Below are 13054 nucleotides of genomic sequence, written 5' to 3'. Positions count from 1 at the left end.
GACCTTACGTCGATTTCGGTGAGCTTGCGGGTGTGTCGGAAAAATTCTGTCGCAGATTTCGGACACCGGTGTCGTCATCGGCAGCACTTCCACCACTTCGCCGAGGCGGGGCGACGATCACCGCCGACCCGACGTCGCCGCCGTGGTCAGTTCGCCGTCAGGATCAGTTCGCCGTCGGCGGGAGCATCAGGGTCGGGTGCTCTCAGGGTCGGGTGCGGCGGTAGTGGCGCAGGGCTTTGTCCCGTCCCCCGCACGTCTGCATCGAACACCAGCGGCGGCTGCGGTTGCGTGAGGTGTCGATGAAGAGCCAGCGGCAGCTCGGGCAGGACTTGAGGCGGTCGAGGCGGGTTCCGGTGAGTTCGTCGATCGCGGATTGGGCGAACAGTGCGATCAGCGCCTTCGCGCTCCAGGCATCTGGCCAGTCTCTGACGAGCGGGGCGGTCCCGTCGGACGGTCCTGCAGGAGCACGGAAAGCGAACTTCTGGAGACTCCGGGCATGCGCCTCGGTGATGGTGTCGAGGCTGCGTTGGGGCACGCGGCCACCCGATGCGAGCGCATCGAAGACGTCGAAGACGTGCTCGCGGAATTTCCGCAGCTCTGCGAGGTCCCGCTCGGCAAAGTCGGCATCGCGGTCGAGGTCGAGCGAACTCATCCAGTCCGCGGCGGTCGCGGGGTCGGCCAGCCAGTCACGGTCACCGCTGGCGCGATCGGGGATTGAGTTGGTCAGCTCCAGGCACAGCGCATTGCCCACATGTTCAAACTCCATGAATCGACTTTACCATCTACTAACTCTTGACTGGTGATAATTTCTGGACGAGACTTGACTATCTACATTGCTTTTGCCGGTAAACATAGGATGGCTGATGCCATGATCACCCCGTTCGGCCGCCTCTGGGCAAGCGCCTGCTCGTCCAACCTCGGAGATGGAATCGCGCTGACGTCGTTTCCGCTCATCGCGCTCACCGCCGGGGCCTCCCCCGGCGAGGTCGCCCTGGTCACGACGGCGGCGACGATCGCCTGGCCGTTGTGCGGGCTGCACGCAGGCTGGCTCGTCGATCGCCTCTCTCCGCAGCTGCTGCTGACCGTGGCCAACGGTGCGCGTGCGCTCATGCTTCTCGGCCTCACAGCAGCGATCGCCTGCGACGCGTTCGTCGCACCGGCGGTCATGATCGCAGCCCTCGTCTATGGCATCGCCGAGACCCTGGTCGACACCTCCCTCATCGCGGGAATCCCGCGGATCGTCCCCAAACACCAGCTCACCGGGGCGAACGCCAAGATGGAAGCGACGATCAATATCGCCAATGAGCTCGCGGGTCCACCCTTGGCCGGGTTCCTTCTCGGCGCGGCCGGACTCGCCGCGGCAGCGGTCGGCAGCGGGCTCTATGCACTCGCGGCGCTGGCCGGGCTCAGCCTGCTGGTGGCGATGCGCAGTCGGTCGACGACTGCCGCCGCAGAGGGCGCCGACCCCGAAAAACCCACACCTCGCATCCGCGACGGCTTGCGATACCTGTGGAGAGATCGCCTGCAGCGCGAGCTGACGGTGCTGACGGCGGCGATGAGTCTCATCTGGGGCGCCTGGACGGCGATGTTCGTTCTCTACGCAGTTGCGCCCGGTCCGCTGGGCCTCAGCACTGTCGCCTACGGATGGGTTCTGGCCGCGATGGCTGTCGGCGGAATCGTCGCCGCGGGCGTTATCGAACGGCTGCAGCGGCGAGTGTCGACAACTCTTCTCCTCTTCATCGACACGGTCGGCACGATCGGGCTCGTCCTTCCGGCCGCACTCGGAGCCCCGCTGCCGGTCATCGTCGCCGGTGTCGTCCTCGCCGGAGCCGGGTCCACCGTCTGGAGGGTCATCGTCGCGGTGATCCGGCAGCAGGCCACTCCCCTGCCGCTCCTCGGTCGCGTCTACTCGGCCTCGCGGGTCATCAGCTGGGGCGCACTTCCCCTCGGATCGGCATTGGCCGCCCTGGCGGTCGAGTCCTTGGACATCGAGACGGTGTTCCTCATCGCCTCGGCGGTGGCGGGTGCCGTCTGTGTCTGGTTCACTCTGCGCTTCCGGAGTCTGCACACTCGCATCGCGGGCCTCGAGGCCGAAACGAGCGCCTAGATGTCTATTCAACCAAACGGTTGACTACCAGCATCCATCGGGTCTACATTGTTATTTAACCAATTGGTTGAAGTCAGATTTCGATGCAGACGCCCAGGAGGCCCCATGGCCGATCAGCTGTCCAAGGTCTTCGCGGCACTTGCCGATCCGACCCGTCGGGACATGGTGGCTCGGCTCAGTCTCGCGGATGCGACGGTGAACGAACTCGCCGAACCCTACGACGTCAGCGTCCAAGCCGTATCGAAACATCTCAAGGTGCTAGAGGACTCCGGACTGGTCTCCCGCACCCGTGACGCCCAGCGCAGACCGGTCCACCTCGAAGACAATGTGTTCGATCTGATGACGAAGTGGATCGAAAGGTACAGACAACAGGCAGAGGAACGCTACCAACGCCTCGACGCCGTCCTCGAACAGATGGACGCGGACGAGGAAGCGAACAATTCGGACTCGAGCGCCGCCTCGGCGACGGGATCCGAAGATAAGTCACCCCATAGAAAATCACGCAAAGGAGCATGACATGACCACCACAGACACCGCAGCCGATTTTTCGACTCTCAAGCTCGACGTCCCCGAGGGGGTGCAGACTGTCTCCATCACCCGCGATTTCGCCGCCTCACCGGACAAGGTGTTCCGGGCCCACATCGACCCCGAACTGTTCGTCAAGTGGTGCGGACCGGACTCGATCACGAACACGATCCGCGAATGGAATGCGACGACCGGCGGGAATTGGAGCTACGTTTCGAGCGATGATCGTGGCGAGTACGCGTTCTTCGGCTCGTTCCACGAGGTGCGAGAGAATGAGCGCATCGTCCAGACCTTCACCTATGAGGGGTTCGCGGACGCGGTCAACCTCGAGATCCTCACTCTCACCGACCTCGGTGACGGGCGGACACGACTGATGTCGACCTCGATCTTCGACTCACTCGAATCCCGCGACGGCATGGTCGCCTCGGGCATAGAGCACGGCATCGTCGAGGGCTACAACAAACTCGACCGCCTCCTCGTCGAGGCCTAATTACTACGTGACGGGGGCTGAGCAACCTGGCGCCAGGTTGCTGAGCCGCCGTCAGGTAGTTCGGGAGGGGGCGGACGACCTGGCAATGTACAGGCACAGCTCGTTGATGCCGATGAGGAAGACACCGGAGCCCAGCAGGGCTGCGCCCGGGACCTCGACCGCGAGGATCAGCAGGATGATTCCCGCAACGACGAGCGGATAGCTCAATGCTGTCAGCAGCAGGGAGCGACGGGCGGGTTCCTGCAAGTTTCTGATCACCGTTCCAGTTGATGGGCTGGGCTGACTGGACCGTCATCACGTCCGACGAACCTTCAACGGGCGTCGTAACGGTGACGGGACCACTCAACAGTAGCGGGCCTCCGAGTCGATGTATCTCCCACAAAAGGATGAAATTCGCTCTCCAAGGCACCTGACGGCGGCTGAGCAACCTGGCGCCAGGTTGCTCAGCCGCCGTCAGGTAGCAATTAGGGGCGTTCGGACATGGTGGCGAAGTAGGAATCGCGGCTACGGCGCACGTGTCGGGCCATTGTCCCGGCGGCTTGCTCGACCTGGCCAGCATCGATGGCAGCGATGATCTCGCGATGCTCCGGCCACGCCTGCGGGCCTCGACGCATGAGGTTGAGCGAGTACAGCCACTCGATCTTGCCGGAGATCTGACGCAGCAGGCTGATGAACGACAGGCTCCCGCTGAGCTCGGCGACCGCGAAATGGAATTGCATATTCAGGACCGCGAGGTCTTCAAAGCGCTCATCAGCGATGACGGCGTCGCCGGCCTCGAGGATCTCGTTGATCTCTGCGCGGATCTCCGACCACTTCGCATCATGCTCGCCGCCGGCACTGAGCTCGGCGGCCCGGCGGGCGGCGCGCTTCGCGGTGGCCGATTCGAGCACGATGCGGATCTCGAACAGATCCTCGGCATCCTCGGCCGGGGAGGGCGCGACAACCGAACCGCTGAACTTCCGGGACTCGACGAGCCCATCGGCCTCGAGGGTTCGCAGCGCTTCCCGAATCGGAATCCGCGACACTTCGTAGCGTTCGGTCAGGGCGACCTCACGCAGCTTGGTCCCGGGCTCGAGCTTGCCCTTGATGATGTCGGTGCGGATCTGCGCGGCGACATCCAGTGGCGCATCGTGCGAATCAGCCATGGTCATCTCCCCGCCGCATAACCCTGTGCCCCGCGCGGATTCGCTCCGGCGCTCAGCCGCCCAGTCGCCGGATCCCTGGTCACACACGACAGCCGCCCGAGCTCCCACTCCCCCGCCCTGGTCACGTTGTGACCGCGGGCAATGAGCCCGTTGATGACATCCTCGCCGAGGCGGTCCTCGACGACCGCCCCACCCGGAACCCAGGTGCGCGGCCAGAACGACCCTGCCAACGACGTCGTGTGCAGCGCCGGCGCATCGATGGCCTCCTGCGCACGGTAGCCGCCGACCAGCATGCGCAGGACCAGCAGCAGCTGCCACTGTTCCTGCTGGTCACCGCCCGGTGATCCGAGAGCGATGACCGGCTGCCCGTCTTTCGAGATCAGCGTCGGGGTCAATGTCGTACGCGGACGCCTGCCCGGGCGCAGCGCCGAGGGAGCCGCCTCGTCGAGCCACATCATCTGCAGCCGGGTGCCGAGGCAGAATCCGAGCCCGGGAACGGTCGGCGAGGATTGCAGCCACCCTCCGGACGGGGTCGCCGCGATCATATTTCCCCACCGGTCGACGACGTCGAGGTGGCAGGTGTCGCCGTTGTTGGTGCCGTTATTCTGCACGGTCGGCTCCCCGATACCGGCCTTGATGAGCTCCTCTTTGTCTGCTCCTTCGGGAATGAGCGGAGTAGTGAAAACCGGCGCCGCCCCATCCCGGCCAAGCCCGGGACGGAATTCCGCCGATGCCTGCTCGGTGATGAGCTCTCGTCGGGAGACCGCATAGGAGTCGCTGAGCAGCCAGTCGAGGTCGACGTCGGCATCGCCGTAGTAGGTGTCACGGTCGGCCATGGCCAGCTTCAGCGCTTCGAGGATCGTGTGCGCTCCGCTCTCGGTCGACGGGTCGAGGCGGTCATCGTCGAAGCCCTCGAGGATTTTCAGAGTCTGCAGCAGCACCGGACCTTGACCCCAGGCGCCGATCTTCGCGACCTGATATCCGCGGAAGTCGATGGTGACGGGATCTTCGAACCCAGCGTCGAAGACGGAAATGTCCTTCAGAGTCATGACTCCGGCGTGGTCGCCTCCGGTCGAGTGTCTGTGCGCGGTGGTGATGAAGTCGGTGATCGCCCGCGCGACGAATCCGGACTTCCACTCCTGCCGGGCCGCTCGAATCCGCTCCTCCCGTGTCGCAGCGCCGTCACCGGCGGCGATGAGTCTGCGCAGCACATCGGCGTAGGCGTGGTTGAACACCAGCTCGCCGGCTTCGGGTACTCGGCCTTCGGGCATCCACTGTGCGACCGAGGTCGGCCAGTGATCGGTGAAGAGTTCGCTGACCTTCGCGATCGTCCCGGCTGCTCGGGCGAGGATCGGATGCCCGTTGTCGGCATAGTCGATGGCGAAGTCGAGGACGTCTGCGAGCTCCCACGTCCCATGATGTTCGAGCAGATTGAGCCACGAATCGACAGCTCCGGGAACAGCGGCAGCGAGAGCCCCGGAGCCAGGAACCATATCAAGGCCCTCGCCGCGGAAATGCTCGATCGTCGCCGCAGCCGGGGCCGGCCCTTGGCCCATCATCACCTGTGGTCGGGAAGGCTCGGCGTCGGTGGCGAAGATCCCGGTCATGTCACCGCCGGGTCCGTTGAGGTGGGGTTCGACGACGTGGAGGACGAAGGCTCCGGCGACGGCAGCATCGAAGGCGTTCCCGCCGCGTTCGAGCACCGCCTGCGATGTCGCAGTGGCCAACCAGTGCGTCGATGCCGCCATCCCGAAGTGACCTTCGAGGGTGGGGCGCGTGGTGAACGCTGGGGGCGGGGTAAAGGTCATGGGCGAAGTCCTTCGGCAGTGGTCAGCTGATCGTGGTTCGGCGTGCAAGCCTTGGCCAGCTGTCGATACCGACGATACCCGGACAATTCTGGTTGCCCCTCGATTGCATGCCAACTGTCACCTGATTAAAGTTTTGTATACAAATTACACCTCATGGCGACATTCCGGCACTGCTGCCGGCTCCACTCGCCCGGAAAGGACACCATGACTCGTCGCCTCGACCTGGCCATGCTCCTGCTGCTGACCTTCTCGACCGGCATGGTCGATGCCATCGGCTACCTCGGCTTCGACAAGGTCTTCACCGGCAATATGACCGGCAACGTCGTCATCCTCGGCATGGGCCTCGCCGGCGCCGACGGCGTTCCGGTCCTCCGCCCCGCCCTTGCCCTCGTGTTCTTCATGGTCGGTGCGGCGCTGTCGGGTCGTATCCTCGGCGACATCGGCGAGAACTGGCACCATCGGACGACCGTGATCTTCTCCGGCGTCGCCGTCGGCTGTGCCACATTGTCCGTCTATGTCGCCATCGTCCCCGATCCCGAGATCGGCCTTGCCGGCACGGTCTTCACCTCGGCCCTGTCCGCGCTCATGGGCGCGCAGGCCGCAGCCGCACGGAAGATGAAGATCGCCGACGTCACCACCGTGGTCGTGACCTCGACGATCGTCGGTCTCGCCGCTGATTCGAGGTTGGCCGGCGGGGACAACATTCGGTGGATCCGCCGAGCCCTCGCCGTCGTCCTCATCCTCATCGGCGCGCTGGCCGGTGCCGCCACGCTCATGCTCAATCAGTGGATCGGCATCGCCCTCGTCGCCGTTATGATCACCGCCGCAGCCGTGATCGGCCACCTCGGGGAAAAGAAGAGACGAACCCGCGCCGAGGCGGCCGCCGCCGTTCCTTCGAACGCCTGAGTTCCGTATCCGCCCAGTCGGGGCCGTGGTTGCAGTCGGCCACGGCCCCGATCTCACGGCGGCACCCATACCCTGGGCGTCACCGCACCCCGAGCTTCTTCCACACCACGAGGATCGCCGCCACGCTCAGCGCTCCGGCGAGCAGCACCCAGTAAGCCGGGGCTTTTGCGTCACCGGTGACGCCGATGAGCCAGGCCGCCACCAGCGGGGTCAGTCCTCCGAAGATGGCAACGCCGACGTTGTAGCCTAGTGACAACCCGGTCCCTCGCACCTCAGTCGGGAAGATGTCGCCCATGACGCTGGCCAGCGGCCCGTAATAGGCGGCTTTCAGGATCGAGAAGATGACGACCACGACGATGAGCACCGTCAGCGCGTTGGCCGCGACTACCCAGGTGAAGAGGACCCAAGTGAGCACCATGACCGCGAGCGCCGCTGGAATCATGAAGGTCAACCGTCCGACCTTGTCGCAGAAGTAGCCGGCGACCGGTGTGCAGAGGAACAGCACGAGTCCGGACACAAGCGTTGCCCAGAATCCTGCGGAGCTGTTCATACCGAGGTTGTCGACAGCGTAAGTCGGCACATACGTGATGAAGTAGTTGAGGCAGGTCGAGACAGCGATCGCACCGATCGCCAACAGCACCGCGAGTTTGTGATGTCGCAGCACCCCTCCGATTGCTGCTGCTTCCTTGGGCTTCTCAGCTTGGGCAGCGGCAAACTCGGGAGATTCGGGGACATGCCGACGTATGTAGAGTCCGACCGGGCCGACGAGGAGTCCGACGATGAATGGCAGGCGGAAGCCCCAGGTCTCGAGTTGCTCCTGCGTCAGCGTCGTCGTTACGGCCACACCGATGACGGAGGCGAGAATTGTCGACATCGCCTGCGAGGTGAACTGCCAGCTTGCAGCGAACCCTCGGCGGTCGGGCAGGTGCTCAACCATGAGCGAGGTCGCCGAACCGAACTCGCCGCCAGCGGCAAACCCCTGAATGAGTCGCGCAAGCAGTATGAGCAGCGGCGCAGCCAGTCCGATGACATGAGCCGGTGGCATGAGCACGATCATCAGGGTGCCTGCGAACATCAGCCAGATCGTCAGCGTCAGTGCCGGTTTGCGTCCCTTCCGGTCAGCAAAGCTGCCGAGCACGATTGCTCCGACCGGGCGGATGAAGAAGGACAAAGCGAAAGTGCCCAAGGCCAGCATCACTGAGACCGCATGACTCTCGGAGGGGAAGAACGCCACGGAGATGTAGACGGAGAAGTACGCATAGACCGAGATGTCGTACCACTCGAGGGCGTTTCCGATCGAGGCCGCGGTGATGACCTTCCACGATTTCACCGGTTTGTCCTCAGCGGCATTCTGCGCAGACAGCTGTTCTGTCATGACTGGGCTCCTTTGCCAGCAGTGTGATTGTGGGATGGCTTGGTTATCGGCGACATGGGGTCTCCGACAGCTGGCGGGATCATTTCGAGGAGAACCAGTCGCCCGGACGCATGCGCATGTCCCAGAACATTCCCGTCATGATCTCTGCACCCTGCTCGAGGATCGACACCAGCGCATGCTCATTCGGTGCGTGCTGGTTACATCCTGGGTAGGAATGCGGCACCCAGACGGTCGGCAGCCCGAGCACTTCGGCGAAGACATCGTTCGGGATGGTTCCCCCGAGGTTCGGCTCGACGGCGACGTCGAGTCCGGTCGTTTCGCGGATCGAGTCCACCGCTGCCGTGACGACTCGTGCTTCCGGGTCCAGACGTGTGGCCGGCATGCAGTGTTCGAGCTCGACCGCGACCCCATGGATCCCTTGTTCTTCGAGGAAGGTCCGGACCCGGTTCTCGAAATCGCTGACATCCGTGCCCACGACGTATCGCAGCTGCATGCTCGCCGAGGCGGCGCCGGGAATCGCGTTGACGACCTGAGTCGGGTCGCCCGCATCGAGGGCGAGGACCTCGAGCACATTGAACGCGAAGACCCGTTCAGCAGGGCTCAGGCCGGGCTCACCCCAGTCCGGATCGGTCTCCGGTGCACCTTCCTCGGCGATGTCAGGCAGCTTCGCCACTGCATCGAGCACCGAGGCGGGAGGATCGTCAGGGCGCAGCGCAGGGATCCGAATGACGCCGTTGGCATCCACCAGAGCGTTGATCGCGGCGGCGATGACCGTGGCCGGGTTCCGCAGCCGACCGCCCCAGTTGCCCGAGTGGTGGTCGCCGTCGCGCTCGTGGGCGATGAGCCGGAAATTCAGTGCCCCACGGGAGCCGAGGAACAGCGTGGGGACCTCGGCGGCGATCCGTGGTCCGTCGGAGGCGAGGAAGAGCTCGGCCGAGAGGTCATCGGCATGTGCGGCCGCAAACGAGCGCAAGCCCTTGGACCCCGCCTCTTCAGCGGTCTCGATGAGGATCGTGATGTTGTAGCCGAGCCTGGCTTTGCCGGTTACGTGCTCTGCACGGAGGCCGTCGAGCACGGTCTTCAATGCCGCCGTGTTCACGCTGTGCTGGCCTTTGTTGTCGGCAGTGCCGCGGCCATACAGGCGGTCACCGTCACGAGTGAGCACCCAGGGGTCGAGGCCCGCGGCCCACTGCGAATCGTGGGCGAACTGCACATCGGCATGGCCGTAGAGCAGCACCGTGGGCAGCTTCGGGTCCTCGACGCGCTTGGTGATGAGAAGCGGGTGTTCGTCCGATTCCGGATTGTCGTGGATGGTCGAAACGAAATCGAGTTCGTCGAGTTCTGGAACCAGCTCTTCGCTGAGGTAGGCCAGCGCTGCCGGCCCGCCTCCGGGTGCTTGGCTTTCGGTGCGCCGGGCGACTCTGCGGGAGAGCCGATCGATGAAGTCTGCGCTGCGGACGAATTCGCCCGCACGTCGGGCAAGATCGGTTCGGGTTTCGGGGGAATCTTCTGCACCCTTGCGGACAGTGTTCTCTGCGTTCATGACTGTCAGCATCGCCCAGCAGACGGCTCGACAACACCCGGATCCGTCCACACCCAGGTGCGTTTCCCGCACCGAGGTGGTGCGTTTGCTGCACCACCGACGTACTCTGGAGTCGCACCCGGCCGAAGGACGACCACGATGACCGATCTCCGCAGTCTCAAGACCCTGCTTGCCGTCGTCGAATACGGGTCGATCCATCTTGCCGCGAGGTCGATCTTCATCTCGCACTCGACAGCGAGCCGTCAGATCAGGAGCCTGGAAGAGCATTACGGCACACAGCTCTTCGAACGGACGAGTGCCGGAGTCAATCCCACAGCACAGTGCCTTGCCGTCGCGGATTTTGCTCGCCGAACCATCGCCGAGTCGGAACTGCTCGCCGACTCGTTCGGGGAGTACTCGGGCGCGGTCGAAACAGTCTCGATCGTGACGAGCACCGGGTTGGGGCAGACCGTGGTTGCCGATGCCATCAACCGACTGATGAGGATGACTGACAGAGTTCAGGTCAGCATCATCGACCGCGGATCGGTCGAAGCTCTGCAGGTGCTGCGGAACCGTCGGGCCGACCTGTGCGTGAATTTCTCGGTCTCCAGCCACGAATTCGGAACCTTACCGGGGGTCCGCAAAGTCGCCGAAGTGGAAGCGACGAACTTTGCGATTCTCGACGGACACCATCCGCTGGCTGACCGGTCCAGTCTTTTCATCAGCGATATGACGGACTTTCCTGTCGGAACACTTCCCGCCGGGAACACTGCTCGGATGCGCATCGAGCAGGCAGTCCGGGCCCAGGGGCAGGTCTTCTCCCCGTCACTTGAGGCCACATGTCCGGTTCTCATGCTGCGCTCTCTCGTGGGAACGTCGATGATCGCGATGATGGCCGGTCGAACCATTCCGACGAACCTCAATGCAGTTGGCTGCAAAGCGATTCCGATCGTCGATCCGGATATCGAATCGCGCTACATTCAGGTCCTCGAAGCCGATCCGCGCCGCGATTCCCACGGTCTCGACCTCATGGTGGAGGCTCTGAAGACCAGCTTGTGAGATGTTCCGGGTTCTTCACACTCTTCTTCTCGTAGAACCGCTCATCCCCTCACTCGGAGGGGAATTCAGGAAGCAGGCGCGGGCCCGAACCGTTCGAGCCGAGCGCGTCATCCGGGTTGAGTACTCGACAGCTGCGCAGGGAGACGCAGCCACAGCCGATGCATTCGACGAGCTCGCTCTCCATCCGCTCGATCTCCTTGCGACGGGCCTCCAACTTGCCTCTCCAGCGCTCGCTGATTCGTCGCCAGTCAGTCTTTCCCGGCATCCGGTCCGCAGGGAGGTCCTCGAAAACCTCGGCCACCTCCGCCAGGGGAATGCCCATCCTCTTCGCCACCTGGATCACCGACACCCGGCGGAGCACATGACGGGCGTATCGGCGCTGGCCTCCGGCAGTACGGACCGAGGCGATCAGGCCCTGCCGTTCGTAGAAATGCAAAGCAGAGACGGCGACTCCCGTCCGTGCGGCCACATCGCCCACGGACAGGATGTCGGTCGGCGACGGCTTTTTGTCGCTCATGGACATTCTTTTTCCTCGCTCAGCAGAGACCTATTGACCTCAACTTAAGTTGAGGTTCTAGCGTAATCGATATGAGAGACGAACACGAGAGTGCGATTCCCGAACACCCCTCCGAAGGCGCAACCGCGGATGCCGCCGCAGCGCAGTCGACGGGCGGCTGGCGGGAACTCTTCAGCGCCGAGCATGCAAGCGCCTCCCTCGTCCTCGCCGGCGGCATCGCGGTGTTCGCGATGAACACCTTCGTCACGGCAGCCCTTCTGCCGTCGACGATCGCCGACATTGGCGGGCAGCAGTACTTCGCATGGGTGACCACGGCATTCCTCGTCGCCTCTGTGCTCGCCTCAATGCTCGTCGCCAGAGTGCTCGGTTCGATGGGCGCTGCGTGGTCGTACCTGCTCGCGTTCGGCCTCTTCGCTGTCGGCTCGCTCGGCGCCGCGCTCGCTCCTACCATGGAGCTGCTGGTGATCGCGCGGGTCGTTCAGGGACTCGGCGGAGGTCTGCTCGCCGGGCTCAGCTACTCGGTGATCCGCGATGCCCTGCCGAAGCGCCTTTGGACTCGCGCGACAGGACTGGTCTCGGCGATGTGGGGGCTCGGCACACTTATCGGCCCAGCCGTCGGCGGAGCATTCGCCCAGGTCGGGTACTGGCGCGGGGCCTTCGGTCTGCTGACGCTGATATCGGTTGTGCTCTGCCTTATGGCGCTGCGCAGCCTTCCCCGCGAGGCTTCCGGTCAACGGGACTTCGGCCGCCTTCCGATCCCCTCGCTGTCGCTGCTCGTCCTTGCCTCCGCTGCCTTCAGTATTGCCGCAGTGGTTCACACGGGCTGGCCCACGACGATCGCTCTTGCTGCAGGAGCGGCACTCATCATCACCTTCATCGCCGTCGAACGGACTTCCGCTTCTCCAGTCCTCCCACACATCACCTACCAGCGCGGCAATCCGCTCAAGTGGATCTACCTCGTCATCGGGGTCCTCAGCTCCGCGGCGATGGTGGAGATCTTTCTGCCGAAGTTCGGTCAAGATCTCGTCGGCATGCCGCCACTGTTGGCGGCTGTGTTCGGCGTTAGCATCTCGGTCGGCTGGAGCTTCGTCCAGCTGTTCAGCGCGAGTACCGATGATTCTCGCACCGGCCGGAGGCTCATGACCCTCGGCCCCATCCTTGTGACCGCGGGGCTGGTCATCTACGCCGCGACTCAATTCGTCGACGCGGAGTGGATCGCTTGGGTCTGGGCCGTAAGTCTGGTGCTCGCCGGCTCCGGAATCGGCCTCGCCTTTCCGCACCTCAACGTCGCGGCGATGAGCAGCAGCGATGACCCCGTCGAAGGATCCAAGGCGGCCGCCGGGCTCGGCACCGCCGAGCTCATCAGCAACACGATCGCCTCAGCACTTGTCGGAGTGTTCGTCGCCGTCGGCGGTCCGGGCGCGACCGGTGCGATGACGATGGGTGCCGGCATCGCCGTCCTCGGCGGCATCGGCATCATCGGTACCGTGATGATCATGCGCGGCACCGAGGCGGCCGCCGCCGTTCCGTCAGATGTCTGAGCTCATGTTCCACCACTTGGATCTTCGGCGACACCGGCCGTGACCCCCAACCATAATCG

The 13054-nt window shown here is 64.2% G+C and carries 13 protein-coding genes; 6 read left to right on the top strand and 7 right to left on the bottom strand.

The window, feature by feature from the left end; genetic code table 11:
- Positions 1-202 precede the first annotated feature (202 nt).
- Positions 203-766, bottom strand: coding sequence for a CGNR zinc finger domain-containing protein (locus SB749_RS05885; protein WP_410709496.1), 564 nt, complete (start codon positions 764-766; stop codon positions 203-205).
- 102 nt (positions 767-868) lie between these two features.
- On the opposite strand from SB749_RS05885, the gene SB749_RS05880 reads away from it, so the two are divergent.
- The 3 genes from SB749_RS05880 (at position 869) to SB749_RS05870 (ending at position 3122) form a co-directional block, all read left to right on the top strand.
- Positions 869-2107, top strand: a complete 1239-nt coding sequence (locus SB749_RS05880; protein ID WP_410709495.1) for an MFS transporter — start codon at positions 869-871, stop codon at positions 2105-2107.
- Between the two features lie 105 nt (positions 2108-2212).
- Positions 2213-2623 (top strand): ArsR/SmtB family transcription factor, encoded by a 411-nt coding sequence (locus SB749_RS05875; protein WP_410709494.1) that lies wholly within the window; start codon positions 2213-2215, stop codon positions 2621-2623.
- 1 nt (position 2624) lies between these two features.
- Positions 2625-3122, top strand: coding sequence for an SRPBCC family protein (locus SB749_RS05870; RefSeq protein WP_410709493.1), 498 nt, complete (start codon positions 2625-2627; stop codon positions 3120-3122).
- A gap of 51 nt (positions 3123-3173) precedes the next feature.
- Here SB749_RS05870 and SB749_RS05865 read toward each other — a convergent pair whose 3' ends face one another.
- From SB749_RS05865 to SB749_RS05855, 3 genes are all read right to left on the bottom strand, one after another.
- The gene (locus SB749_RS05865; RefSeq protein ID WP_139906570.1) at positions 3174-3380 is read right to left on the bottom strand and encodes a hypothetical protein; all 207 of its coding nucleotides are present in this window, start codon (positions 3378-3380) and stop codon (positions 3174-3176) included.
- Positions 3381-3586: 206 nt separating this feature from the next.
- Entirely contained in the window at positions 3587-4267 is a 681-nt protein-coding gene (locus SB749_RS05860; protein WP_410709492.1) for a GntR family transcriptional regulator, read from the bottom strand.
- Between the two features lie 2 nt (positions 4268-4269).
- Positions 4270-6075 carry a gamma-glutamyltransferase family protein gene (locus SB749_RS05855; protein ID WP_410709491.1) on the bottom strand — a complete coding sequence of 602 codons (1806 nt, stop codon included), beginning with the start codon at positions 6073-6075 and terminating at the stop codon, positions 4270-4272.
- Between the two features lie 204 nt (positions 6076-6279).
- Here SB749_RS05855 and SB749_RS05850 point away from each other — a divergent pair, with 204 nt between their 5' ends.
- Positions 6280-6981, top strand: a complete 702-nt coding sequence (locus SB749_RS05850; RefSeq protein ID WP_410709490.1) for a YoaK family protein — start codon at positions 6280-6282, stop codon at positions 6979-6981.
- Positions 6982-7060: 79 nt separating this feature from the next.
- Here SB749_RS05850 and SB749_RS05845 read toward each other — a convergent pair whose 3' ends face one another.
- Positions 7061-8356: an MFS transporter gene (locus tag SB749_RS05845; RefSeq protein WP_410709489.1), complete on the bottom strand. Its 1296-nt coding sequence runs from the start codon at positions 8354-8356 to the stop codon at positions 7061-7063.
- A 79-nt stretch (positions 8357-8435) separates the two neighbouring features.
- A complete protein-coding gene (locus SB749_RS05840) occupies positions 8436-9899 on the bottom strand; it encodes a M20/M25/M40 family metallo-hydrolase (protein ID WP_410709488.1) in 1464 nt (487 codons plus the stop codon).
- A gap of 138 nt (positions 9900-10037) precedes the next feature.
- Between SB749_RS05840 and SB749_RS05835 the strand changes: the two genes are divergently transcribed.
- Complete coding sequence (locus SB749_RS05835; protein ID WP_410709487.1) at positions 10038-10937, top strand: LysR family transcriptional regulator; 900 nt, start codon at positions 10038-10040, stop codon at positions 10935-10937.
- 49 nt (positions 10938-10986) lie between these two features.
- Here the strand turns inward: SB749_RS05835 and soxR are convergent, their stop codons facing one another.
- Positions 10987-11454 carry a redox-sensitive transcriptional activator SoxR gene (gene soxR / locus SB749_RS05830; RefSeq protein ID WP_139906564.1) on the bottom strand — a complete coding sequence of 156 codons (468 nt, stop codon included), beginning with the start codon at positions 11452-11454 and terminating at the stop codon, positions 10987-10989.
- A gap of 71 nt (positions 11455-11525) precedes the next feature.
- Here soxR and SB749_RS05825 point away from each other — a divergent pair, with 71 nt between their 5' ends.
- A complete protein-coding gene (locus SB749_RS05825) occupies positions 11526-12995 on the top strand; it encodes an MFS transporter (protein WP_410709486.1) in 1470 nt (489 codons plus the stop codon).
- The last annotated feature ends 59 nt before the right edge of the window (positions 12996-13054 follow it).

Origin of the sequence: Brevibacterium sp. SIMBA_078 (genome assembly GCF_046534565.1) — a bacterium.
Lineage (GTDB): Bacteria > Actinomycetota > Actinomycetes > Actinomycetales > Brevibacteriaceae > Brevibacterium.
This window is presented reverse-complemented; position numbering and strand designations above follow the sequence as displayed.

Coding starts and splice junctions, on each gene's coding strand:
- SB749_RS05885 (WP_410709496.1), bottom strand. CDS start 766: ATGGAGTTTGAACATGTGGGCAATGCGCTGTGCCTGGAGCTGACCAAC.
- SB749_RS05880 (WP_410709495.1), top strand. CDS start 869: ATGATCACCCCGTTCGGCCGCCTCTGGGCAAGCGCCTGCTCGTCCAAC.
- SB749_RS05875 (WP_410709494.1), top strand. CDS start 2,213: ATGGCCGATCAGCTGTCCAAGGTCTTCGCGGCACTTGCCGATCCGACC.
- SB749_RS05870 (WP_410709493.1), top strand. CDS start 2,625: ATGACCACCACAGACACCGCAGCCGATTTTTCGACTCTCAAGCTCGAC.
- SB749_RS05860 (WP_410709492.1), bottom strand. CDS start 4,267: ATGGCTGATTCGCACGATGCGCCACTGGATGTCGCCGCGCAGATCCGC.
- SB749_RS05855 (WP_410709491.1), bottom strand. CDS start 6,075: ATGACCTTTACCCCGCCCCCAGCGTTCACCACGCGCCCCACCCTCGAA.
- SB749_RS05850 (WP_410709490.1), top strand. CDS start 6,280: ATGACTCGTCGCCTCGACCTGGCCATGCTCCTGCTGCTGACCTTCTCG.
- SB749_RS05845 (WP_410709489.1), bottom strand. CDS start 8,356: ATGACAGAACAGCTGTCTGCGCAGAATGCCGCTGAGGACAAACCGGTG.
- SB749_RS05840 (WP_410709488.1), bottom strand. CDS start 9,899: ATGAACGCAGAGAACACTGTCCGCAAGGGTGCAGAAGATTCCCCCGAA.
- SB749_RS05835 (WP_410709487.1), top strand. CDS start 10,038: ATGACCGATCTCCGCAGTCTCAAGACCCTGCTTGCCGTCGTCGAATAC.
- soxR (WP_139906564.1), bottom strand. CDS start 11,454: ATGAGCGACAAAAAGCCGTCGCCGACCGACATCCTGTCCGTGGGCGAT.
- SB749_RS05825 (WP_410709486.1), top strand. CDS start 11,526: ATGAGAGACGAACACGAGAGTGCGATTCCCGAACACCCCTCCGAAGGC.